Raw genomic sequence first — 24,923 nt, forward strand, 5'->3', positions numbered from 1 at the left:
CGCGCCCACGGAGAAGAAAAATGAAGCGGTTATTGCTGATCCTTTTTGCCGGCCTGGTACTGGCCGGCTGCGCCAGTTCCGGCGTCGACCCGTTGGCGCCGAAAACCGTCAACAGCGTCAATCTCAAGCGCTATCAGGGGACCTGGTATGAACTGGCGCGCTTGCCGATGTACTTCCAGCGCAATTGCGCGCAATCCGAAGCCCGTTACACCCTCAAGCCCGACGGCAATGTCGCGGTGCTCAATCGCTGCCTGACGCCGGATTGGCAATGGGAAGAGGCCAAGGGCACGGCTTATCCACAGGTGCCGGGCAAGACCGACAAGCTCTGGGTCGAATTCGATACCTGGTTCTCGCGTCTGATTCCGGGTGTAGCGAAAGGCGAATACTGGGTGTTGTACGTCAGCGACGACTACAAGACCGCCATCGTCGGCGACCCGAGCCGCAAGTACATGTGGCTGCTGTCACGTACGCCGACCGTCAACGGGGTGGTGCGTGAAGAGCTGCTGAGCAAGGCGCGTCAGCAGGGTTATGACACGACGCGATTGATCTGGCGCGCGTCGGATCGGCAGATGGCCAAGACCTCGAATTAAGCAACGGCGTAAATCAAATGTGGGAGCTAGCCCTGCTAGCGATTGCGGTGTGTCAGTTAACAATTTTGTTGACTGATACGCCCTCATCGCTAGCAGGGCTAGCTCCCACATTTTTTTGTGTCAGCCTAAAAGGTCGCGCAAGACTTGGGTGAATGCGCGCGCACTGTCCTCTTCCCCTGCATGCCGACCATCGCGCACCACCCACTGGCCGTTGACCAGCACATCGCGGACCTGCCGATCCCCACCGGCAAACAACCAGCGATTCAAAATCCCGTCGCCCGTGGCCGTTGCCAGATACGGATCACTGCCATCGAGCACAATCCAGTCCGCCCGCTTGCCAACCTCCAGCGCACCAATCGGCTGCCCCAACGCCTGGGCGCCGCCATCCAGCGCCGCGTCATACAGCGTGCGCCCGACCATCGGCTGATCCGCGCCATACAAACGGTTACGCCGCTGATCGCGCAGACGCTGGCCGTATTCCAGCCAACGCAATTCTTCCACGACACTGAGCGACACATGGCTGTCGGAACCGATGCCCATACGTCCGCCCTGCGCGAGGAAATCCACAGCCGGAAAAATCCCGTCGCCCAGGTTCGCTTCGGTGGTCAGGCACAGGCCGGCGATGGCGCGACTCTTGGCCATCAACGTCACTTCTTCGGGATTGGCGTGGGTGGCGTGAACCAGGCACCAGCGCTGATCGACTTCGGCGTTTTCATACAGCCATTGCAGCGGACGACGACCGCTCCAGCTCAGGCAATCGTCGACTTCTTTCTGTTGCTCGGCGATGTGGATGTGCACCGGGCATTGCTTGTCGCTGGCCGCCAACACTTCGCTGATCTGCTGCGGCGTGACCGCGCGCAACGAGTGGAAACACAGCCCCAGCGACTGCGCCTTCTGTTGCGCCAGCAATGGTTGCAAGCGCGATTGCAGATTCAGGTAATTTTCGGTGCTGTTGATAAAACGGCGCTGGCCGTCATTCGGCGTCTGGCCACCAAAACCGGAGTGGCTGTAGAGCACCGGCAGCAGCGTCAGGCCGATACCGCTTTCACTCGCGGCCTGACTGATGCGCAACGCCAGTTCAGCCGGATCGGCGTAGGGCTGACCATTGCTGTCGTGATGCACGTAATGAAATTCTGCGACCGAGGTGTAACCGGCCTTGAGCATTTCGATGTACAGCTGACGGGCGATAACGCCGAGCTGATCGGGACTGATTTTTCCGACGAGGCGATACATCAGATCGCGCCACGTCCAGAAACTGTCGTTGGGATTGCCGGCCACTTCCGCCAGCCCCGCCATCGCTCGCTGGAACGCGTGAGAGTGCAGATTGGGCATGCCCGGCAGCAACGGACCGCTCAGCCGTTCGGCGCCATCTGCAGTGGAATCGGCCTGGATTTGGGTCAGCAGGCCATCGGCGCTGACCTCAAGACGTACATTGTTGGCCCATCCGTTAGGCAGCAGCGCGCGTTCGGCAAAGAAGGCGGACATGGTTCAGCACCCCATCGTGTGTTATTTGTATATACATATACAGACGTTTGCCTGCCCGGTAAACTCCGGCAAGCTAGCAACCTTCATCCAATGAACAGGGATCAACCGTGCCGACTCCGCCTCCAGTCTCCCCGTTGGCCGCGAACATGGGCGACAGTCCGGCGCCCTTGTACGCCCGCGTCAAACAGATGATCACCCAGCAGATCGACAGCGGAAACTGGCCGCCGCATTACCGCGTGCCGTCCGAGAGCGAGCTGGTCAATCAACTCGGTTTCAGCCGCATGACCATCAACCGTGCGTTGCGCGAAATGACCGCCGACGGCCTGTTGGTGCGCATGCAAGGTGTCGGCACTTTCGTCGCCGAACCGAAGAGCCAGTCCGCGCTGTTCGAAGTGCACAACATCGCCGACGAAATCGCTTCCCGTGGCCACCGCCACACCTGCCAGGTCATCACCCTCGAAGAAGAAGCCGCCGGTTCCGAGCGCGCGCTGGCGCTGGACATGCGTGAAGGGCAAAAGGTCTTCCACTCGCTGATCGTGCATTACGAAAACGACATTCCGGTGCAAATCGAAGACCGTTTCGTCAACGCGCTGGTCGCCCCGGAATACCTCAAGCAAGACTTCACCCTGCAAACGCCTTACGCCTATCTCAATCAGGTCGCGCCGCTGACCGAGGGCGAGCATGTGGTTGAAGCGATCCTCGCTGAACCGTCCGAATGCAAATTGCTGCAGATTGAGAAGGGTGAGCCTTGCTTGCTGATCCGTCGCCGCACGTGGTCGGGACGCCAGCCGGTTACTGCTGCACGTTTGATCCATCCGGGTTCTCGTCATCGTCTGGAAGGGCGGTTCCATAAATAGAGAGCATAAATGAGTGCACTAAAGGTTTTACGCGCTGAAGGCTATCCGCGCATGCCGTGGAAAAACGGCGGCGGCAGCACTGAAGAAATCACCCGTGATGCAGGGGCAGGGCTGGACGGTTTCGGCTGGCGCCTGTCGATCGCGGACATCGCCGAGTCGGGCGGTTTTTCAACGTTTGCCGGTTACCAGCGCGTAATCACCGTGCTGCAGGGTAACGGCATGACCCTGTGCGTCGACGGTGACGATACGCGACCGCTGTTACCGCTCGACCCGTTTGCCTTCAGCGGCGAAAGCCAGGTGTCGTGCACGCTGCTCGGCGGTGAGATTCGCGACTTCAACCTGATTTACGCGCCGCAACGTTACAGCGCGCGGTTGCAGTGGCTGGACGGTGAACAGCGCTTCTTCAGCTCGGCGGGTACGGTACTGGTGTTCAGTGTCAGTGAATTGCTGCAAGTGCAGGTTGGTGACAGCGTTTCGCAGCTCGGTCGCCATGATTGTCTGCAACTGGACGGTAACGTCGGACTGGTTGAAGTCTCCACCAATGCCGCTTGCTGTGTCATTGAGCTGACTGCCCGCTAGTTAATCCTCCCCACTGATCGTTCCCACGCTCTGCGTGGGAATGCATCCCGTGACGCTCTGCGTCACCTCCATCGAAGCGGACGCGGAGCGTCCATGGCGGCGTTACCACGCAGAGCGTGGGAACGATCAGGTCCTGTTTCCATCCTCGCACCACTTTGTTACCGAACGCCCCAGCGTGGCGCAAAACCACGCTTATCTAACCCAGCCTCCACCGCACAAAATTCCCTAGCAAAATATTTCATCCACGCCAGAACCCTCGATTCAGGCGCTCTCCAGCCCTGTCCGCAACTTTTCTTGAACGCCCCTCCAATAAGTTGGCCGCTTGATTGCATATGCTTGTATGTACAAGTAAAGACGTATGCGTATGAGTCGTTCGAGACTCTCCGCAGCGTCCACTGATTCGCTTGTCGCGCATCGAAGCGCACAGGCTGCTTGCCCACTGCCAGGGTTGGTTTGAATTGATCGCTGAGGAGTCTCTTTCGTGACTGATAACAAAATGACTAAGTTTCGCGACGTCGAAATCCGTGCATCGCGCGGTAACAAGCTGACCGCCAAGAGCTGGCTGACCGAAGCGCCGCTGCGCATGCTGATGAACAACCTCGATCCGGAAGTCGCCGAGAACCCGAAAGAGCTGGTGGTTTACGGTGGTATCGGTCGCGCCGCGCGCAACTGGGAGTGCTACGACAAAATCGTCGAAAGCCTGACCAACCTGAATGACGACGAGACCCTGCTGGTGCAATCCGGCAAGCCGGTCGGCGTGTTCAAGACCCACAGCAATGCCCCGCGCGTACTGATTGCCAACTCCAACCTCGTCCCGCACTGGGCGAGCTGGGAACACTTCAACGAACTCGACGCCAAAGGCCTGGCCATGTACGGCCAGATGACCGCCGGCAGCTGGATCTACATCGGCAGCCAAGGCATCGTTCAAGGCACCTACGAAACCTTCGTTGAAGCCGGTCGTCAGCACTACAACGACAACCTCACCGGCAAGTGGGTACTGACCGCCGGCCTCGGTGGCATGGGCGGCGCACAACCTCTGGCCGCAACGCTGGCCGGTGCATGCTCGCTGAACATCGAATGCCAACAAGTCAGCATCGATTTCCGCCTGAAAAGCCGCTACGTCGACGAGCAAGCCAAAGACCTCGACGACGCTCTGGCACGCATCGACAAGTACACCAAAGAAGGCAAAGCGATCTCCATCGCCCTGCTGGGTAACGCCGCAGAAATTCTGCCGGAACTGGTCAAGCGTGGCGTGCGCCCGGACATGGTCACCGACCAGACCAGCGCCCACGACCCTCTCAACGGTTACTTGCCGGCCGGCTGGACCTGGGACGAATATCGCGCCCGCGCCAAGACCGAGCCGGCCGCTGTGATCAAAGCCGCCAAGCAGTCGATGGCGGTGCACGTCAAAGCCATGCTGGAATTCCAGAAGCAAGGCATTCCGACCTTCGACTACGGCAACAACATCCGTCAGATGGCCCAGGAAGAGGGCGTCGAAAACGCCTTTGATTTCCCCGGTTTCGTGCCGGCTTACATCCGTCCGCTGTTCTGCCGTGGCATTGGCCCGTTCCGTTGGGCGGCACTGTCGGGCGATCCGCAAGACATCTACAAAACCGACGCCAAGGTCAAAGAGCTGATCCCGGACGACGCGCACCTGCACAACTGGCTGGACATGGCCCGCGAGCGCATCAGCTTCCAGGGTCTGCCGGCACGTATCTGCTGGGTCGGTCTGGGCCTGCGCGCCAAGCTCGGGCTGGCCTTCAACGAAATGGTCCGCAGCGGTGAGCTGTCGGCGCCAATCGTGATCGGTCGCGACCACCTCGACTCCGGCTCGGTCGCCAGCCCCAACCGCGAAACCGAATCGATGCAGGACGGTTCCGACGCTGTGTCCGACTGGCCACTGCTCAACGCCCTGCTGAATACCGCGAGCGGCGCGACCTGGGTTTCCCTGCACCACGGCGGCGGCGTCGGCATGGGCTTTTCGCAGCACTCGGGCATGGTGATTGTCTGCGACGGTACGGACGAAGCGGCCGAGCGCATTGCGCGCGTACTGCACAACGACCCGGCCACCGGCGTCATGCGCCACGCCGATGCGGGTTACCAGATCGCCATCGACTGCGCCAAGGAACAGGGCCTGAACTTGCCGATGATTACCGGCAGCAAGTAACACAAATCCCTGTGGGAGCTGGCTTGCCAGCGATAGCGGTGGCACTGCTGGAAATGATGTTGAAGGTACCGACGTCATCGCTGGCAAGCCAGCTCCCACAAGGTCCGAGTAAGCCCGAGAGAACTATTAAAACAATCCACAGAGGTTGAATCATGGCTGTCAACACCGATCGTGCAAGCAACAAACCGTTGATCGAAAGGCGTTCGATCGACTACATCCCGGAAGCGGAAAGACACGGTCGTCTGTTCAGCCAATTCACCCTGTGGATGGGTGCCAACCTGCAAATCACCGCGATTGTCACCGGGGCCTTGGCCGTGGTGTTGGGCGGTGATGTGTTCTGGTCGTTGATCGGTCTGTTGATCGGTCAATTGCTCGGCGGTGGGGTGATGGCGTTGCACGCGGCGCAAGGGCCGAAGCTGGGCCTGCCGCAGATGATCTCCAGCCGCGTGCAGTTTGGCGTGTATGGCGCGGCGATCCCGATCGTGCTGGTGTGCCTGATGTACCTCGGTTTTACCGCGACGGGCACGGTGCTTTCCGGTCAGGCGCTAGGTCAGCTGTTTAACGTCAGCGACAGCGTCGGCATCCTGATTTTTGCCAGCGTTATCGTGCTGGTGACGGTGCTCGGCTATCGGGTGATCCACTGGATCGGCCGTGTCGCCAGTGTGATTGGCGTGATCGCTTTCGTCTTCCTATTCTGGCGGCTGATGAGCCAGACCGACGTTGGCGCACTCCTGCAAATTCGTCATTTCAGCTGGAGCAGCTTCCTGCTCGCGGTGTCGCTCGCGGCCTCTTGGCAGATCGCGTTCGGTCCTTATGTGGCGGACTATTCCCGTTACCTGCCGAGCAACACCTCGGCGGTGAAAACCTTCTTCGCCGCCGGTGCCGGTTCAGTGGTCGGCGCGCAAGTGGCGATGATCCTCGGCGTGTTTGCAGCGGCTTCGGCCAACGGCCAGTTCGCCGGTCACGAAGTTGCCTACATCGTCGGTCTGGGCGGCACCGGTGCTACCGCTGCGTTGCTGTACTTCAGCATCGCGTTCGGCAAGGTGACCATCTCGACGCTGAACTCCTACGGCAGCTTCATGTGCATCGCGACCATCATCAGCGGTTTCAAAGGCCACCTGACGGTTACTCGCATGCAGCGTCTGGTGTTCGTGCTGGTGATCGTCGGGGCTGCGACCCTGATCGCGCTGCTCGGTCAGCACTCGTTCCTCGGTGCGTTCAAGTCTTTCATCCTGTTCCTGCTCGCGTTCTTCACCCCATGGAGCGCGATCAACCTGGTCGACTACTACTGCATCACCCGTGAGCGCTACGACGTGCCGGCGTTGGCCGATCCGAACGGCCGTTACGGTCGCTGGAATCTGCTCGGCATCAGCGTCTATGTGTTCGGTGTGCTGGTGCAGTTGCCGTTCATCTCCACCAAGTTCTACACCGGTCCGCTGGTGGCCGCCCTCGGTGACGTGGATATTTCCTGGATCATCGGCCTGGTGCTGCCGGCGGTCGTTTACTACGTGTGCGCAAAAAAATGGCACAGCGCGGTGCCCGATCAACTGATTCTGCCGGTCGAGCAGAACAGCGTTGTACAACCTAAAACAAGCGGGGCCGGTCGCGCTGCGGCGCAGGCCTGATTTGGACGTGGACAGGGCTGGATGCCTCTTGACTGCCGTAAGCCAATTCATGATTAGGAGCGTCACAACAATGAAATCGAACAAGACCCTGCTGACCACTTTGCTGTCCATGGGCCTGTTGGCCGGTGCCGGCGCGACCCAGGCCGCCGGCTGGTGCGAATCGGGCAAGCCGGTGAAATTCGCCGGGCTGAACTGGGAAAGCGGCATGCTGCTGACCGACGTGCTGCAAGTGGTGCTGGAGAAAGGCTACGACTGCAAGACCGACAGCCTGCCGGGCAACTCCATCACCATGGAAAACGCCCTGAGCAACAACGACATTCAAGTGTTCGCCGAAGAATGGGTCGGCCGCAGCGAAGTCTGGAACAAGGCCGAAAAGGCCAGCAAGGTCGTCGGTGTCGGCGCTCCGGTAGTGGGCGCTGTCGAAGGCTGGTACGTGCCGCGTTACGTCATCGAAGGCGACGCCAAGCGCAAGCTTGAGCCGAAAGCCCCGGATCTGAAAAACATCGCTGACCTGGGCAAATACGCCGCCGTGTTCAAGGACGCCGAAGAACCCGCCAAAGGCCGTTTCTACAACTGCCCGGCCGGCTGGACCTGCGAACTCGATAACAGCGAAATGCTGAAAAGCTACGGCCTCGAAAGCAGCTACACCAACTTCCGTCCGGGCACCGGCCCGGCATTGGATGCAGCAGTGCTGTCGAGCTACAAGCGTGGCGAGCCGATCCTGTTCTACTACTGGTCGCCAACCCCGCTGATGGGCCAGCTTGATCTGGTCAAACTCGAAGAAAAACCGGGCGTCGACAAGTCCTTGAGCATCAAGGTCGGCCTGTCCAAGACCTTCCACGACGAAGCCCCGGAACTGGTGGCCGTGCTGGAAAAGGTCAACCTGCCGATCGACCTGCTGAACCAGAATCTGGGACGCATGGCCAAGGAACGCATCGAGTCGCCAAAACTGGCGAAAATGTTCCTCAAGGAACATCCTGAGGTCTGGCATGCGTGGGTCAGTGAAGACGCAGCCAAGAAAATCGACGCGGCGCTGTAGGTCGATACCTCCCGGCCCACCGAGAGGCAGGCCGGGAGATATGCCGTAAACGCTTGATTGAGATTTCTGATTGAGAGCCGCTTATGTTTCCCGAGAGCTTTACCTTTTCCATCGCCGACTGGGTCAACGGTTGGGTCGATTCGCTGGTCACCAACTACGGAGATGTGTTCCGCCATATCTCCGACACGCTGCTGTGGGCCATCGTCAACCTTGAAGGCCTGCTGCGTGCGGCGCCGTGGTGGCTGATGCTGGCGATCGTCGGTGTGATCGCCTGGCACGCCACGCGCAAGGTAGTGACCACCGCCGTCATCGTCGGTCTGCTGTTCCTCGTCGGCGCTGTCGGCCTGTGGGACAAACTCATGCAGACGCTGGCGCTGATGATGGTCGCGACGATCATTTCGGTGCTGATCGGCATCCCGCTGGGGATTCTCTCGGCGCGCAGCAATCGCCTGCGTTCGGTGCTGATGCCGCTGCTCGACATCATGCAAACCATGCCGAGTTTCGTGTACCTGATTCCGGTGCTGATGCTGTTCGGTCTGGGCAAGGTGCCGGCGATTTTCGCCACGGTGATTTACGCCGCACCGCCGCTGATTCGCCTGACTGATCTGGGCATTCGTCAGGTCGACGGCGAAGTGATGGAAGCGATCAACGCGTTCGGCGCCAACCGCTGGCAGCAACTGTTCGGCGTGCAGCTGCCGCTGGCCCTGCCGAGCATCATGGCCGGGATCAACCAGACCACCATGATGGCCCTGTCGATGGTGGTGATCGCCTCGATGATCGGCGCCCGTGGCCTGGGTGAAGATGTGCTGGTGGGGATTCAGACCCTCAACGTCGGACGTGGCCTCGAGGCTGGTCTGGCGATCGTGATTCTCGCAGTGGTCATCGACCGCATTACTCAGGCGTACGGTCGGCCACGGCATGAGGTGAGCAAATGAGCAACGCAACCGTGAGCAAGATCGAAGTCAAAAACGTCTTCAAGATTTTCGGCAACCGCGCCAAGGATGCGCTGGCCATGGTTGGTCAGGGCAAGACCAAGGATCAGGTGCTGAGCGAGACCGGTTGCGTGGTCGGCGTTAACGATCTGTCGCTGAGCATCGGCACCGGCGAGATCTTCGTGATCATGGGTCTGTCCGGTTCCGGCAAATCGACGCTGGTGCGCCACTTCAATCGGCTGATCGATCCCACCAGCGGCGCGATCCTCGTCGACGGCGTGGACATCCTGCAATACGACATGGACGCCCTGCGCGAATTTCGCCGGCACAAGATCAGCATGGTGTTCCAGAGCTTCGGCCTGTTGCCGCACAAGAGCGTGCTCGACAACGTCGCCTACGGCCTGAAAGTGCGTGGCGAGAGCAAGCAAATGTGCTCGGAGCGCGCGCTGCACTGGATCAACACCGTCGGCCTCAAAGGCTACGAAAACAAATACCCGCACCAGCTCTCCGGCGGTATGCGCCAGCGTGTCGGTCTGGCCCGCGCCTTGGCGGCGGACACCGACATCATCCTGATGGACGAAGCGTTCAGTGCGCTGGACCCGCTGATCCGCGCCGAGATGCAGGACCAGTTGCTGGAGCTGCAAAAGACTCTGCACAAGACCATCGTCTTTATCACCCACGACCTTGATGAGGCGGTGCGTATTGGTAATCGCATTGCGATTCTCAAGGATGGGCGATTGATTCAGGTCGGCACGCCACGCGAGATCCTGCACTCGCCGGCGGATGAGTATGTTGACCGGTTCGTGCAGCGGCGGGCGGCGGTGGTTTGATCTGAATAATGCAGTGCACTGACTGGCCCCATCGCTGGCAAGCCAGCTCCCACAGGGGTTGTGTGAACAATGAGGGCTGGCAGGCCCAGTTCCTACAGAGATTGTGTGAACACTGGAGATCCTGTGGGAGCTGGCTTGCCAGCGATAGGGCCGGTGAAGCTGCATCAATATTACGGTTGAGGTTTTAGATGTCCCAGGCTGAAAAAATCGTTATCACCGGCGCCCCTCTGCGTTGGCAGGATGTGGTCGCCGTTGCCCGTCACGGCGCGAATCTCGAATTGTCGAGCGACACCTGGGCGCGCATCGAAAACGCGCAAAACATCGTCCAGCGCATCGTCGAAAGCGGCGAGCGTGCCTATGGCGTCAACACCGGTCTGGGCGGTTTGTCCAACGTCTCGCTCAAAGATGAACAACTCAGTCAGCTCTCGCGCAACACCTTGCTCAGCCATGCCTGCGGCGTCGGCCCGGTACTCGCCGACGAGCAGACCCGCGCGATCATCTGCGCCGCCATTCACAACTACAGCCACGGCAAATCCGGTATCCACCGGCGGGTCGTCGAAGCGCTGCTGGCGCTGCTTAATCGCGGCATCACCCCGCAATTGCCGTCGCAAGGTTCAGTCGGCTATCTGACCCACATGGCGCACATTGGCATCACACTGCTCGGCGTCGGCAATGTCAGCTATCGCGGCCAAATTACCTCGGCACAACAGGCGCTGGCCGAGGAAGGTCTTGAGCCAGTGCAACTCGGCGCGAAGGACGGCTTGTGTCTGGTCAACGGCACGCCGTGCATGACCGGCCTCAGCTGTCTGGCGATTGCCGATGCCACGCGTCTGGTGCAGTGGGCCGATGTCATCGGCGCCATGAGTTTCGAAGCGCAACGCGGTCAGATCGACGCGTTCGATGCCGAGATCATCGCGCTGAAACCGCATCCGGGCATGAAGCAGGTCGGCATCAATCTGCGTGCGTTGCTCGATGGCAGTGAGGTGATTGCTTCGAGCAAAGGCATTCGCACTCAGGATGCGCTGAGCATCCGTTCGATCCCGCAGGTGCACGGCGCGGCGCGCGATCAACTGGAACATGCGATCAAACAGGTCGAAGCCGAACTCAACGGCTGCACCGACAATCCGTTGCTGCTAGGCACCCCGGACAATTTCCGGGTGATGTCGCAGGCCAATCCGCACGGTCAGTCGGTGGCAATGGCGGCGGATTTGCTGGCGATTGCCATGGCTGAAATCGGCTCGATCGCCGAGCGTCGCCTCGATCGTTTGGTGAACCCGCACGTCAGCGGTCTGCCGGCGTTTCTGGTGGCCAATCCGGGAGTGAACTCCGGAATGATGATCGTCCAATACGTCGCCGCATCGCTGTGCGCGGAAAACCGTCAATTGGCGCAACCGGCGGTGCTCGATAACTACATCACCTCGGGCCTGCAGGAGGATCACCTGAGCATGGGCACCAACGCCGCGCTGAAACTGCATCGCGCCCTGGAAAACTGCACGCAGATCCTCGCCATCGAATACCTGCTGGCGGCGCAGGCTTTTGAATTTCTCAAGGAACAACGCTTTGGCGCCGGCACCGATGTCGCTTGGCGACTGCTGCGCGAAAAAGTCCCGGCCTACGATCAGGATCGCTGGCTGGCGCCGGACATCGCTGCCGCTGCGAGGGTGTTGAAAAACCCGAATCTGCCGCACAACGTTTTACCGAATTTGCACTGAAAAATACCCACGCCAGCGTGCCAAGGCGCGACTCCCCAAAAGGCGAGACGCGACGGACAACGGACATCTCCGGAGCGTCTGGCGAGTTAATAACAAACTCTCAAAAGGAGCACAAAATGACTGCGCTGAACCTGATTCCCGGCCAACTGAGCCTGGCCCAACTGCGTGACGTCTACCTGAACCCGGTCAAGCTGAGCCTCGACAACAGCGCCTCGCAGCAGATCGAAGCCAGCGTTGCCTGCGTCGAGCAGATCCTCGCCGAGAATCGCACCGCCTACGGCATCAACACCGGTTTCGGCCTGCTGGCCTCGACCCGCATCGCCAGCGAAGACCTGGAAAACCTGCAGCGTTCGCTGGTGCTGTCCCACGCCGCCGGCGTTGGCCAGCCGATCAGCGACGAACTGGTGCGGCTGATCATGGTGCTCAAGGTCAACAGCCTCAGCCGTGGTTTCTCCGGTATCCGCCGCGTGGTGATTGATGCGCTGATTGCGCTGATCAATGCCGAGGTCTATCCGCACATTCCACTGAAAGGTTCGGTCGGCGCGTCGGGCGACCTGGCACCGCTGGCGCACATGTCGCTGGTGCTGCTGGGCGAGGGCAAGGCGCGCTACAAGGGCGAGTGGATGGAAGCTGTCGAGGCGCTGAAAGTCGCGGGTCTGACGCCGCTGACGCTGGCGGCGAAAGAAGGTTTGGCGCTGCTCAACGGCACTCAGGTTTCCACGGCGTATGCACTGCGTGGCTTGTTTGAAGGTGAAGACCTGTTTGCTGGCGCATTGGCGCTGGGCGGTCTGACGGTTGAAGCGGTACTGGGTTCGCGCTCGCCGTTCGACGCACGCATCCATGCGGCGCGTGGCCAGAAAGGTCAGATCGACGCCGCTGCGGCTTACCGCGATTTGCTCGGTGAGCGCAGCGAAGTCTCCGACTCGCACCAGAACTGCGAGAAGGTTCAGGATCCATACTCGCTGCGCTGCCAGCCGCAAGTGATGGGCGCGTGCCTGACGCAGTTCCGTCAGGCCGCTGAAGTGCTGGCGGTTGAAGCCAACGCCGTTTCCGACAACCCGCTGGTCTTTGCCGCTGAAGGTGACGTGATTTCCGGCGGCAACTTCCACGCCGAACCAGTGGCCATGGCCGCTGACAACATGGCGTTGGCCATTGCCGAAATCGGCTCGCTGAGCGAACGCCGCATCTCGCTGATGATGGACAAGCACATGTCGCAACTGCCGCCGTTCCTCGTCGCCAACGGCGGGGTGAACTCCGGCTTCATGATCGCTCAGGTGACCGCTGCGGCACTCGCCAGTGAGAACAAGGCGTTGTCGCATCCGCATTCGGTGGACAGTCTGCCGACTTCGGCTAACCAGGAAGACCACGTTTCCATGGCGCCGGCGGCGGGCAAGCGTCTGTGGGAAATGGCGGAAAACACCCGTGGGATTCTCGCGGTGGAATGGCTGGCAGCGGTGCAGGGCCTGGATCTGCGTAACGGCCTGAAGACCTCGGCGAAGCTTGAGCAAGCGCGGGCGATTCTGCGCAAGGAAGTGCCGTTCTATGAGAAGGACCGCTTCTTTGCGCCAGATATCAATGCAGCGACTGAACTGTTGGCTTCGCGCTGTTTGACCGAGCTGGTTCCGGTGAAGCTGCTGCCTAGCCTTTAACCCTACACACTGATCGTTCCCATGCTCCGCGTGGGAATGCCTCAAGGGACGCTCCGCCTCCAGTGACGCGGAGCGTCACGGGCTGCATTCCCACGCAGAGCGTGGGAACGATCACAAGACGAGGATTTGGGATGAAAACCCTCTGGCAACACTGCCACGTCGCAACGATGGCGCAAGGCGTCTACTCGATCATCGAGGACGCGGCCATCGTGACGTCCGGTGCGCACATCGAGTGGATCGGCCCGCGCAATCAATTGCCGTCCGGCGAATACCCGGCGGTCAATGACCTGCAAGGCGCGTGGGTCACTCCCGGCCTGATCGACTGCCACACCCATACAGTGTTCGGCGGAAACCGCAGCGGCGAATTTGAAAAACGTCTGCAAGGCGTCAGCTATGCGGAGATCGCCGCCTCCGGTGGCGGCATCGCCAGCACCGTGCGCGCGACTCGCGAAGCCACTGAAGACGAACTGTTCGCCAGCGCCGCCAAACGCCTGAAAAGCCTGATGCGCGACGGCGTGACCACGGTCGAAATGAAGTCCGGCTACGGCCTCGATCTGGTCAACGAACGCAAAATCCTCCGGGTCATCCGGCGTCTGCAGAAAGAGCTGCCGATCAGCGTGCGCAGCACCTGCCTGGCCGCCCACGCGCTGCCGCCGGAGTACAAGGATCGCGCCGACGATTACATTGATCTGGTCTGCAACGTGATGCTGCCAGCATTGGCCGCTGAAGGGCTGGTCGATGCCGTGGATGCGTTCTGCGAATACCTGGCATTCTCGCCCGAGCAGGTCGAGCGCGTGTTTATCGCCGCACAAAAACTCGGTTTGCCAGTGAAACTGCACGCCGAACAACTGTCCTCGCTGCACGGCTCCAGCCTCGCTGCGCGCTACAAGGCGTTGTCCGCCGATCATCTGGAATTCATGGACGAGGCCGACGCCATCGCCATGGCCGAGGCCGACACCGTCGCCGTGCTGCTGCCGGGCGCGTTCTATTTCCTGCGCGAAACCCAGTTGCCGCCAATGGAAGCCCTGCGCAAGCACAAGGTGAAGATCGCCATCGCCAGCGACCTCAACCCCGGCACCTCGCCGGCGCTGTCGTTGCGGCTGATGCTGAACATGGCGTGTACCTGTTTCCGCATGACCCCGGAAGAAGCCTTGGCCGGCGCCACCATTCACGCTGCGCAAGCGTTGGGCATGGCCGATTCCCACGGTTCGCTGGAAGTCGGCAAGGTCGCGGATTTCGTCGCCTGGCACATCGATCGTCCGGCGGATCTGGCTTATTGGCTCGGCGGTGAGCTGGACAAACGCGTCGTGCGTCACGGCGTTGAATCAAGTCTGTAGGAGGGCGGTTGTGGATAAGGTTCTGAACTTCAAACAAGGTCGCGTGCCGTTGCTGATCAGCATGCCGCATGCCGGTGTGCGTCTGACCCCTGTGGTCGAAGCCGGATTGATCCCGGACGCGAAAAGCCTGCCGGATACCGACTGGCACATTCCACAGCTTTACGACTTCGCCGAAGAAGTCGGCGCCAGCACCTTGGCGGCCGAGTACTCGCGATTTGTCATTGATCTGAATCGTCCGTCCGACGACAAACCGCTGTACGCCGGTGCCACCACCGGGCTGTATCCGGCGACGCTGTTCGATGGCATTCCGTTGTTCCGCGAAGGGCACGAGCCATCGAAAGAAGAGCGCGCAACCTACCTTGAGCAAATCTGGACGCCGTATCACCGCACGCTTCAGGAAGAGCTGGCTCGGTTGAAAGCCGAATTCGGTTACGCGCTGCTGTTCGATGCGCACTCGATTCGCTCGATCATCCCGCACCTGTTCGACGGCAAACTGCCGGATTTCAACCTCGGCACTTTCAACGGCGCCAGTTGTGATCCGCAACTGGCTGCGCAACTGGAAGCGATCTGCGCGCGCCACGGTGATTACAGCCATGTACTCAATGGCCGTTTCAAGGGCGGCCATATCACCCGTCATTACGGCAACCCGGCCGAGAACATCCACGCGGTGCAACTGGAACTGGGTCAGTGCACGTACATGGAAGAATTCGAACCGTTCCGCTATCGCGCCGATCTGGCCGAGCCGACGCAAGTCGTACTCAAGGAACTGCTACAAGGCTATCTGGCCTGGGCAAAGTCTCACTACGCCGACTGATCCACCCCTGTAGGAGCTGCCGAAGGCTGCGATCTTTTGATCGTTCCCAAGCTCCGCGTGGGAATGCAGCCCGTGACGCTCCGCGTCACTGGACGCGGAGCGTCCCAATAGGCATTCCCACGCAGAGCGTGGGAACGATCAAGTCCACAGGCATGCTCATTGACGTAAATCGGGTTTATGATGCCCAACGGCAGAATAATAGAAGTCCCCCCAGGGATGACCTCGACCCCTTACGGAGCGCGCAATGCAGACTTTGTTTCCGCAGATCAAACCTCACGCCCGGCACGATCTGGCTGTCGATGACACCCACACGCTGTACGTCGACGAAAGCGGTTCACCGGAGGGTTTGCCGGTTGTGTTCATTCACGGCGGCCCCGGCGCCGGTTGCGACGCGCAGAGCCGTCGCTATTTCGATCCGAACCTCTATCGCATTGTCACCTTCGACCAGCGCGGTTGCGGGCGCTCGACCCCGCACGCCAGCCTTGAGAACAACACCACCTGGGATCTGGTCGCCGACCTCGAGCGCATCCGCAAACACCTGGGCATCGACAAATGGGTGCTGTTCGGCGGCTCCTGGGGTTCGACCCTGGCGCTGGCCTACGCGCAAACCCACCCTGAGCGTGTTCACGGTCTGATCCTGCGTGGGATCTTTCTCTGCCGTCCGCAGGAAATCGAATGGTTCTATCAGGCCGGTGCCAGCCGTCTGTTCCCCGATTACTGGCAGGACTACATCGCGCCGATTCCGCTGGACGAGCGTGACGACCTGCTCAGCGCATTCCATAAGCGCCTGACCGGCAACGACCAGATTGCGCAGATGCACGCCGCCAAAGCCTGGTCGACCTGGGAAGGGCGCACCGCGACCCTGCGGCCGAACCCGCTGGTGGTCGATCGCTTCTCCGAGCCACAGCGCGCGCTGTCGATTGCGCGGATCGAATGCCATTACTTCACCAACAATGCCTTCCTTGAGCCGAACCAGCTGATTCGCGACATGGGCAAGATCGCCCATCTGCCGGGCGTGATCATTCACGGTCGCTACGACGTGATCTGTCCGCTCGATAACGCCTGGGAACTGCATCAAGCCTGGCCGAACAGCGAACTGCAGGTGATCCGCGACGCCGGTCACGCCGCGTCTGAACCGGGCATTACCGATGCACTGGTGCGTGCTGCGGGCAACATGGCCCAGCGCCTGCTCGATCTGCCGCCCGAAGAAGCATGAAGGGGCTTTTACAGCGCGTACGCGGTGCGCGAGTTGAAGTGGCAGGCGAAGTGGTGGGTGCGGTAGATCACGGTTTGCTGGTGCTGGTAGCGGTCGAACCCGACGACACGCGTACCAGCGCCGACAAACTTCTGCATAAGCTGCTTAACTATCGGGTATTCAGCGATGCGGAGGGCAAGATGAACTTGTCCCTCGCCGATGTAGGCGGTGGGTTGCTGCTGGTCTCTCAGTTCACCCTGGCCGCCGACACCAAAAGCGGGTTGCGCCCGAGCTTTTCGACGGCAGCGCCACCCGCCTTGGGCGAGGAATTGTTCGACTATCTATTAGGCAGAGCGAAACAGGTGCATGGCACTGTGGCATCAGGTAGATTCGGCGCCGATATGCAGGTGTATTTGGTCAACGATGGCCCGGTTACCTTTTTGTTACAGACCTGAAAGCGCTTGAAACACCTTTTTGGGAAATTTCGACTGTTTTTAAGGTGTTTTCGCGATAAATACTTTGTTACCCCTGATGCGTTGTCATGCGGGCTACTAGATAATCGCGCGCACTGGGATCGGCGTTCGCTGGTTCATTTTTGACTTAGGTAGAGACTTGTCTGGATCCGATTGGGGAATCATTTTGCCCCTGCGGAGTCGGAACAATGCTCGCCAACCTGGCATATAGATAGCTGGCCGTTGGTTTATTGATCTGTTTTCGGCGAGGGTTGCTCGTGATTGTTAGTCCCTGTAATGCAGCAAAATTGTCTGCCAAACGCGTGCGAAGTGCTCTGGTAGCGGGTTCGGCGCTCCTGTGCCTGCTCAGCGCCGGTCAGCTTTGGGCGTTCAATCTTGACGATGTATCGGCCAAGGCCAAAGAGCTGGCCGGGCAGAAATTCGAAGCCCCGCGCAGCAACCTGCCGAACGAATTCCGCGACATGAAGTTCGCGGACTATCAGAAAATCCGCTTCCTCACCGAAAAGGCTGAGTGGGCTGATCAGAAGACCCCGTTCAAACTGTCTTTCTATCACCAGGGTATGCACTTCGATACACCGGTGAAAATCAACGAAATCACGGCGAACACCGTCGAAGAGATCAAATATGATCCGACGCGCTTCGATTTCGGCGACCTGAAATTCGATCCGAAGGCCACTGAACAACTGGGTTATGCCGGTTTCCGTGTGCTGTACCCGATCAACAAGGCCGACAAGCAAGACGAAATCATGACCATGCTCGGCGCGAGTTACTTCCGCGTTGTCGGCAAGGGCCACACCTACGGCCTCTCGGCCCGTGGTCTGGCGATCGATACCGCGCTGCCGTCGGGCGAAGAATTCCCGCGTTTCCGCGAGTTCTGGATTCAACAGCCGAAGCCGGGCGACAAGCACCTGGTGATCTTCGCGCTGCTGGATTCGCCGCGTGCCACGGGTGCCTACCGTCTGATCCTGCGTCCGGGCAGCGACACCATTGTCGACGTCAAAGCGCAGATGTTCCTGCGTGACAAGGTCGGCAAACTGGGCATCGCGCCGCTGACCAGCATGTTCCTGTTCGGCGCCAACCAGCCGTCGAAAGTCCTCAACTACCGTCGTGAACTGCACGACTCCAGCGGTCTGTCGATCCATGCCGGCAACGGCGAGTGGATCTGGCGCCCACTGAACAACCCGAAACACCTGGCCGTAAGCAACTTCAGCATCGAGAACCCGCGTGGTTTCGGTCTGCTACAGCGTGGCCGTGACTTCAGCCACTACGAAGACCTCGACGACCGCTACGACAAGCGTCCAAGCGCGTGGATCGAGCCGAAGGGCGAGTGGGGCAAGGGCACCGTTGATCTGGTAGAAATTCCGACCGCCGACGAAACCAACGACAACATCGTTGCGTTCTGGAGCCCGGAAAAAATGCCGGAGCCAGGCCAGCCGCTGGACTTCGCTTACCGCATGCACTGGACGATGGACGAAGCGGCGATTCACGCGCCGGACAGCGCCTGGGTTTCGCAGACCCTGCGTTCGACCGGTGACGTCAAGCAATCGAACCTGATCCGTCAGCCGGATGGCAGCGTTGCTTACCTGGTCGACTTCGAAGGTCCATCGCTGGCCGCGTTGACCCCGGATGCCGACGTGCGCAGTCAGGTCAGTGTTGGCGACAACGCCGAGCTGGTTGAAAACAGCGTGCGCTACAACCCGGAAACCAAGGGCTGGCGCTTGACCCTGCGGATGAAAATCAAGGACCCGAGCAAGTCGACTGAGATGCGTGCCGCACTGGTTCAACCAGTCGTGACCGCTGATCTGGCGAAATCGGTGCCGGCGTCCAACTCGTCCGTCGCCAAGGCCGACAAGGTTGCCGCCAAGCAGCAAGAGAAAATCGACAAGGAAGCCAAGGCAGCCGAGGCCAAGCAGGCCGACGCCAAGCCAGCGGCAGAAGCCAAGGACAAGGCCAACAAAGACGCCAAGCAGCCTGTTGCTGCCGACGCGGCCCCAGCCACACCGGAATCGGCACCGACTGAAGAAGTCCTGACCGAGACCTGGAGCTATCAGTTGCCTGCCGATGAGTAACTCTCAAGTACAGCCAGAGACTCTGTCCGAGTATCTGGCGCATCTGCCGATGACCGACGAGCAGCGCGCGGAACTCGCGGGCTGCCAGTCGTTCAGCGAGTTGCATGAACGCCTGTCGTCCTCGACATTCGACGCTCCTGCCGAAGCCGCCCAGGCTTCGGTGGGCAAGCGTCTGATCCTGAGCACTGCCGAAGAACTGGAAGACGCGGAGATGCTGGTGCTCGACGCCAGCGGTCGCGTCAGCATGAAGGCGACGCCGCCGATCCGCCGGACCAAAGTCGTGCCGGAGCCTTGGCGCACCAATATTCTGGTGCGTGGCTGGCGCCGTATGACCGGCCGCACCAACCCGCCACAGCCGCCGAAAGACGAAAACGTCCTGCCGGCTGCGCGCTGGCGCACCGTCGGTTCGATCCGCCGCTACATTCTGTTGCTGCTGATGCTCGGCCAGACCATCGTCGCTGGCTGGTACATGAAAGGCATCATGCCGTACCAGGGCTGGTCGTTCGTCGATCTGGAAGAAGTCCTGCATCAGCCGCTGCTGCAAACCGCTACGCAAGTGCTGCCGTACGCACTGCAAACCAGCATTCTGATTCTGTTCGGGATTCTGTTCTGCTGGGTATCGGCCGGGTTCTGGACCGCGTTGATGGGCTTCCTCGAGTTGCTCACCGGTCACGATAAATACCGTATCTCCGGCAAAAGCGCCGGCAACGAGCCGATTGCCAAAGGCGCGCGTACCGCGCTGGTCATGCCGATCTGCAACGAAGACGTGCCGCGCGTGTTCGCCGGTTTGCGGGCAACGTTCGAATCGGTCGCCGCCACTGGTGATCTGGATCGTTTCGACTTCTTCGTCCTCAGCGACAGTAACGACACCGATATCTGCGTGGCCGAGCAACAGGCTTGGCTGGACGTCTGCCGCGAAGCCAAGGGCTTCGGCAAGATCTTCTACCGTCGCCGTCGCCGTCGTGTGAAACGCAAGAGCGGCAACCTCGACGACTTCTGCCGTCGTTGGGGCGGTGACTATAAGTACATGGTCGTTCTCGATGCCGACTCGGTAATGAGCGGCGAGTGCCTGACCAGTCTTGTGCGCTTGATGGAAGCCACGCCGGACGCCGGGATCATCCAGACCGCGCCGCGTGCGTCGGGCATGGACACCCTGTATGCGCGCATGCAGCAGTTCGCCACCCGAGTGTACGGCCCGCTGTTCACCGCCGGTCTGCACTTCTGGCAGTTGGGTGAATCCCACTACTGGGGCCACAACGCGATCATCCGCATGAAGCCGTTTATCGACCACTGCGCCTTGGCGCCGTTGCCGGGTAAAGGTGCGTTCTCCGGTGCGATTCTGTCTCACGACTTCGTTGAAGCCGCGCTGATGCGCCGTGCCGGTTGGGGCGTGTGGATTGCCTACGACTTGCCGGGCAGCTACGAAGAACTGCCGCCAAACCTGCTCGACGAGCTCAAGCGTGACCGTCGCTGGTGCCACGGTAACCTGATGAACTTCCGCCTGTTCCTGGTGAAAGGCATGCACCCGGTGCACCGCGCGGTGTTCCTCACCGGCGTGATGTCGTACCTGTCCGCGCCGTTGTGGTTCTTCTTCCTGGTGTTGTCGACCGCTCTGCTGGCGGTCAACACGCTGATGGAGCCGCAGTACTTCCTCGAACCGCGTCAGCTCTATCCGCTGTGGCCACAATGGCACCCGGACAAGGCGATCGCGCTGTTCTCGACGACCATCGTGCTGCTGTTCCTGCCGAAACTGTTGAGCATCATCCTGATCTGGGCCAAGGGCGCGAAAGAGTTCGGCGGCAAGTTCAAGGTGACCCTGTCGATGTTGCTGGAGATGCTGTTCTCCATGCTGCTGGCGCCGGTGCGGATGATTTTCCACACCCGTTTCGTCCTCGCCGCGTTCCTCGGCTGGGCCGCGACCTGGAACTCGCCGCAACGTGACGACGACTCGACGCCTTGGAGCGAAGCGGTCAAACGCCACGGCCCGCAAACCCTGTTGGGCTTCTTGTGGGCGCTGCTGGTGATCTGGCTGAACCCGAGCTTCCTCTGGTGGCTGGTGCCGATCGTCGGTTCGCTGATGTTGTCGATTCCGGTGTCGGTGATTTCCAGCCGTGTTGGTCTGGGCCTGAAGTCCCGTGACGAGAGCCTGTTCCTCATCCCTGAGGAATACAATCCGCCACAGGCGCTGCTGGCGACTGATCAGTACACCCACGAAAATCGTTACCACGCCCTCAACGACGGCTTCGTCCGCGCGGTGGTCGATCCCCAGCAGAACGCTTTGGCGTGCTCACTGGCGACCTCTCGTCACGGTCAGGCCGAGCCGATCGAGTGGCTGCGTCAGGAACGTGTGCGTCACGCGCTCAAGGTCGGCCCTGCGGGGTTGAACAACCATGATCGTCTGCAATTGCTGAGCGACCCTGTTGCCTTGGCGCGTCTGCACGAGCAGGTCTGGGCGGAAGGTCACGCTGAGTGGCTGGATGCATGGCGCGCGTCGGTGAAAGCCGATCCGCACGCGCCGCCATTGCCGTTGCGACCGCTGAGCCTGCAGGCTCAGCCGGCCTGATAAGGAAACCCCGCGAAAGCGGGGTTTTTTTTGCCTTCAACAACGCCAGCATCCGTCTCTAGACCAGCAAAAAACCTTGTGCAAACGAACGAGTGCGTTAGCATCCGTCCCCGAATTGGCGCACCCGGGCTTTTTTGCCCGTCACTGTTGGTTTTCGCGCCGCACACGCAATGGTTTTGGGGACTTGAAGATGAAGAAGTATCTGTCGATGCTGCTGGTCGGCGTCACGGCACTGGTTGCAGTCAATGCGGCACAGGCCGGCGCAATCGATGACGCGGTCAAGCGCGGCACGTTGAAAGTCGGTATGGATCCGACCTACATGCCGTTCGAAATGACCAACAAACGCGGCGAAATCATCGGCTTCGAAGTCGACATCCTCAAAGCCATGTCCAAGGCCATGGGCGTCAAGCTGGAACTGGTTTCCACCGGTTACGACGGCATCATCCCGGCGCTGATGACCGACAAGTTCGACATGATCGGCAGCGGCATGACCCTGACTCAGGAGCGCAACCTGCGCCTGAACTTCAGCGAACCGTTCATCGTGGTCGGCCAGACCCTGCTGATTCGCAAGGAGCTGGAAGGCACCATCAAGTCCTACAAAGACCTGAACACGGCTGACTACCGCATCACCTCCAAGCTCGGCACCACCGGCGAAATGGTCGCCAAGAAGCTGATCTCCAAAGCCAAGTACCACGGCTACGACAACGAGCAGGAAGCCGTGCTCGACGTGGTCAACGGCAAGGCTGATGCCTTCATCTACGACGCGCCGTACAACGTTGTTGCGGTGACCAAGGTCGGCGCTGGCAAACTGGTGTTCCTCGACAAGCCGTTCACCTACGAGCCTCTGGCCTTTGGTTTGAAGAAGGGCGATTACGACAGCCTCAACTTCATCAACAACTTCCTGCACCAGATCCACGAAGACGGCACCTACGATCGCATCCATGACAAGTGGTTCAAGAGCACCGAGTGGCTCAAGGACATGGAATAAGCCCGGTCGCATAGACCGAGTCGCCCCATTCGCGAGCAGGCTCGCTCCCACATTGGAATGCATTCCCCTGTGGGAGCGAGCCTGCTCGCGAAGAGGCCCTCCAGAGCAACACAAAATCCGGAACCTGCAATGAAACAGAAAAAAGCCCAATGGCCCTGGCACGTCCTTACTGTGCTGGTGCTGATCGGCCTGGCGGGCGCGTTGTATTACGCGACGTCGCTGATGTCCTACGAATGGCGCTGGAACCGCGTGCCGCAGTACTTCGCCTATCAGGCTGAAGAATCCCAGCGCGCCACTGACATCGCCACCGTCACCGAACTGGTGCGCAAGGGCAGCAGCGCGCAAGTCACCCTGCGCAATGATGCCGGTGACGAGCAGCACCTGACCGTCGACGAGAACAGCCTGCAATTCGCCCAGGGCGACGATGTGGCCGAAGGCGACGTGGTAGGCGTGACTCGACATTGGGCGGCAGGGCCGCTGTTGTGGGGGCTGTGGACGACGCTTTGGCTGTCGGTCGTCTCCGGCGTCCTCGGTTTGCTGATCGGTCTGGTCACTGGCCTTTGCCGGCTGTCGAACAACCCGACCCTGCGCGATCTCTCGACCATTTACGTCGAACTGGTGCGCGGCACGCCGTTGCTGGTGCAGATCTTCATTTTCTACTTCTTCATCGGCACGGTGATGAACCTGTCCCGCGAATTTGCCGGGATCGCCGCGCTGTCGCTGTTCACCGGCGCCTACGTGGCCGAGATCATTCGTTCCGGCGTGCAATCGATCGCCCGAGGCCAGAACGAAGCTGCACGCTCGCTCGGTCTGAGTGCCGGCCAGTCGATGCGCCACGTGGTGCTGCCGCAGGCGTTGAAACGCGTGCTGCCGCCACTGGCCGGACAGTTCATCAGTCTGGTCAAGGACACCTCGCTGGTGTCGGTGATCGCCATCACCGAGTTGTTGAAAAGTGGCCGTGAAGTCATCACCACCTCGTTCTCGCCGTTCGAGATTCTGTTCTGCGTCGCCGGCCTGTACCTGTTGATCAACCTGCCGCTGTCGAAAATCGCCAGCCGGCTAGAGCGGAGGCTCGCGCAAAGTGATTGAAGTCCGCGATCTGGTAAAAGTCTTCGACACCCGTGGCCAAGTGGTGCGCGCGGTGGATAGCGTCAGCACCACAGTCGCCAAGGGCGAAGTGCTGGTGGTCATCGGCCCTTCGGGCTCCGGCAAGTCGACATTCCTGCGCTGCCTCAATGGCCTGGAAGAATTCGATTCCGGCTCGGTGAGCATCGACGGGCTGCAACTGGCCGACCCGAAAACCGACGTCAACGCCTACCGCCGCGAAGTCGGCATGGTCTTTCAGCATTTCAACCTGTTCCCGCACATGACCGTGCTGGAAAACCTCTGTCTGGCGCAGAAAGTCGTGCGCAAGCGCGGCAAGAAAGAGCGCGAGGCGAAGGCGATGGAATTGCTGCAAAAGGTTGGTATCGCGCAGAAGGCCAACGAGTTTCCGTCACGCCTGTCCGGCGGTCAGCAGCAGCGCGTGGCGATTGCCCGGGCGCTGGCGATGGAGCCGAAGGTGATGTTGTTCGATGAGCCGACTTCGGCCCTCGACCCGGAAATGGTCGGCGAAGTGCTGGATGTGATGAAGAACCTGGCCGTGGAAGGCATGACCATGGTCTGCGTGACCCATGAAATGGGTTTTGCTCGGGAAGTGGCGGATCGGGTGCTGTTTTTCGATCATGGCAAACTGCTGGAAGACGCCGCGCCGGCAGAGTTCTTCGATGCGCCGAAGGATCCGCGTGCACAGGCTTTCTTGCGTCAGGTTCTTTAAAAGCAGCGGCCTTGGGGGCCGCTAATCGCTAGCAGGGCTAGCTCCCACAGGGGATTCGTGAGGTTCACACCATTTGTGCAATACCCCAAACCTGTAGCTGCTTCTGCAGAGGATTGGGGTGTATTGTGCAACACCAAAACCCCTGTGGGAGCTAGCCCTGCTAGCGATAGCATCGCCTCGGTCCACAGCGAACCGAGGCCGAT

General features: G+C 60.3%; 20 protein-coding genes. 19 read left to right on the plus strand and 1 reads right to left on the minus strand.

Annotated elements, in window-relative coordinates; all coding sequences use genetic code 11:
- Positions 1 to 20: 20 nt before the first annotated feature.
- Positions 21 to 590 carry a lipocalin family protein gene (locus tag AC3Y64_RS01850; protein WP_489986234.1) on the plus strand — a complete coding sequence of 190 codons (570 nt, stop codon included), beginning with the start codon at positions 21 to 23 and terminating at the stop codon, positions 588 to 590.
- A gap of 120 nt (positions 591 to 710) precedes the next feature.
- Here the strand turns inward: AC3Y64_RS01850 and AC3Y64_RS01855 are convergent, their stop codons facing one another.
- Positions 711 to 2,075, minus strand: a complete 1,365-nt coding sequence (locus tag AC3Y64_RS01855; RefSeq protein ID WP_489986235.1) for a formimidoylglutamate deiminase — start codon at positions 2,073 to 2,075, stop codon at positions 711 to 713.
- 146 nt (positions 2,076 to 2,221) lie between these two features.
- Between AC3Y64_RS01855 and hutC the strand changes: the two genes are divergently transcribed.
- The 18 genes from hutC to AC3Y64_RS01945 all read left to right on the plus strand — a co-directional run bounded on the left by hutC (position 2,222) and on the right by AC3Y64_RS01945 (position 24,720).
- A complete protein-coding gene (hutC, locus tag AC3Y64_RS01860) occupies positions 2,222 to 2,932 on the plus strand; it encodes a histidine utilization transcriptional repressor HutC (RefSeq protein ID WP_163013658.1) in 711 nt (236 codons plus the stop codon).
- A gap of 9 nt (positions 2,933 to 2,941) precedes the next feature.
- Positions 2,942 to 3,511 (plus strand): HutD/Ves family protein, encoded by a 570-nt coding sequence (locus AC3Y64_RS01865; protein WP_489986236.1) that lies wholly within the window; start codon positions 2,942 to 2,944, stop codon positions 3,509 to 3,511.
- Between the two features lie 496 nt (positions 3,512 to 4,007).
- A complete protein-coding gene (gene hutU / locus AC3Y64_RS01870) occupies positions 4,008 to 5,678 on the plus strand; it encodes a urocanate hydratase (protein WP_489986237.1) in 1,671 nt (556 codons plus the stop codon).
- A gap of 152 nt (positions 5,679 to 5,830) precedes the next feature.
- Positions 5,831 to 7,303, plus strand: a complete 1,473-nt coding sequence (locus AC3Y64_RS01875) for a purine-cytosine permease family protein (protein ID WP_150728852.1) — start codon at positions 5,831 to 5,833, stop codon at positions 7,301 to 7,303.
- A gap of 70 nt (positions 7,304 to 7,373) precedes the next feature.
- Positions 7,374 to 8,342 (plus strand): ABC transporter substrate-binding protein, encoded by a 969-nt coding sequence (locus AC3Y64_RS01880; RefSeq protein WP_489986238.1) that lies wholly within the window; start codon positions 7,374 to 7,376, stop codon positions 8,340 to 8,342.
- Positions 8,343 to 8,425: 83 nt separating this feature from the next.
- Positions 8,426 to 9,277, plus strand: a complete 852-nt coding sequence (locus tag AC3Y64_RS01885; protein WP_158956696.1) for an ABC transporter permease — start codon at positions 8,426 to 8,428, stop codon at positions 9,275 to 9,277.
- Complete coding sequence (locus AC3Y64_RS01890; protein ID WP_034153058.1) at positions 9,274 to 10,104, plus strand: quaternary amine ABC transporter ATP-binding protein; 831 nt, start codon at positions 9,274 to 9,276, stop codon at positions 10,102 to 10,104. Before AC3Y64_RS01885 ends, AC3Y64_RS01890 begins: the two co-directional genes overlap by 4 nt.
- A gap of 188 nt (positions 10,105 to 10,292) precedes the next feature.
- Positions 10,293 to 11,816, plus strand: a complete 1,524-nt coding sequence (gene hutH, locus AC3Y64_RS01895; protein WP_489986239.1) for a histidine ammonia-lyase — start codon at positions 10,293 to 10,295, stop codon at positions 11,814 to 11,816.
- A 116-nt stretch (positions 11,817 to 11,932) separates the two neighbouring features.
- Positions 11,933 to 13,465, plus strand: coding sequence for a histidine ammonia-lyase (gene hutH / locus AC3Y64_RS01900; protein ID WP_489986240.1), 1,533 nt, complete (start codon positions 11,933 to 11,935; stop codon positions 13,463 to 13,465).
- A 131-nt stretch (positions 13,466 to 13,596) separates the two neighbouring features.
- Complete coding sequence (hutI, locus tag AC3Y64_RS01905) at positions 13,597 to 14,802, plus strand: imidazolonepropionase (RefSeq protein WP_489986241.1); 1,206 nt, start codon at positions 13,597 to 13,599, stop codon at positions 14,800 to 14,802.
- 10 nt (positions 14,803 to 14,812) lie between these two features.
- Positions 14,813 to 15,616, plus strand: a complete 804-nt coding sequence (hutG, locus tag AC3Y64_RS01910) for an N-formylglutamate deformylase (RefSeq protein WP_489986242.1) — start codon at positions 14,813 to 14,815, stop codon at positions 15,614 to 15,616.
- A 244-nt stretch (positions 15,617 to 15,860) separates the two neighbouring features.
- On the plus strand, positions 15,861 to 16,832 hold the full coding sequence (pip, locus tag AC3Y64_RS01915; protein ID WP_105706045.1) for a prolyl aminopeptidase: 972 nt from the start codon (positions 15,861 to 15,863) through the stop codon (positions 16,830 to 16,832).
- Complete coding sequence (dtd, locus tag AC3Y64_RS01920; RefSeq protein WP_489986243.1) at positions 16,829 to 17,266, plus strand: D-aminoacyl-tRNA deacylase; 438 nt, start codon at positions 16,829 to 16,831, stop codon at positions 17,264 to 17,266. The genes pip and dtd overlap by 4 nt, the downstream gene beginning before the upstream one ends.
- A gap of 275 nt (positions 17,267 to 17,541) precedes the next feature.
- A complete protein-coding gene (locus AC3Y64_RS01925; protein ID WP_489986244.1) occupies positions 17,542 to 19,353 on the plus strand; it encodes a glucan biosynthesis protein G in 1,812 nt (603 codons plus the stop codon).
- Positions 19,346 to 21,916 (plus strand): glucans biosynthesis glucosyltransferase MdoH, encoded by a 2,571-nt coding sequence (gene mdoH, locus AC3Y64_RS01930; protein WP_489986245.1) that lies wholly within the window; start codon positions 19,346 to 19,348, stop codon positions 21,914 to 21,916. Before AC3Y64_RS01925 ends, mdoH begins: the two co-directional genes overlap by 8 nt.
- A gap of 190 nt (positions 21,917 to 22,106) precedes the next feature.
- Positions 22,107 to 22,904 carry a transporter substrate-binding domain-containing protein gene (locus AC3Y64_RS01935; protein WP_034152980.1) on the plus strand — a complete coding sequence of 266 codons (798 nt, stop codon included), beginning with the start codon at positions 22,107 to 22,109 and terminating at the stop codon, positions 22,902 to 22,904.
- Positions 22,905 to 23,033: 129 nt separating this feature from the next.
- Positions 23,034 to 23,993 (plus strand): amino acid ABC transporter permease, encoded by a 960-nt coding sequence (locus tag AC3Y64_RS01940; protein ID WP_489986246.1) that lies wholly within the window; start codon positions 23,034 to 23,036, stop codon positions 23,991 to 23,993.
- Complete coding sequence (locus AC3Y64_RS01945; RefSeq protein WP_158956710.1) at positions 23,986 to 24,720, plus strand: amino acid ABC transporter ATP-binding protein; 735 nt, start codon at positions 23,986 to 23,988, stop codon at positions 24,718 to 24,720. Before AC3Y64_RS01940 ends, AC3Y64_RS01945 begins: the two co-directional genes overlap by 8 nt.
- Positions 24,721 to 24,923: the final 203 nt, after the last annotated feature.

This window comes from Pseudomonas sp. 4CAES_32.4, from assembly GCF_058136335.1.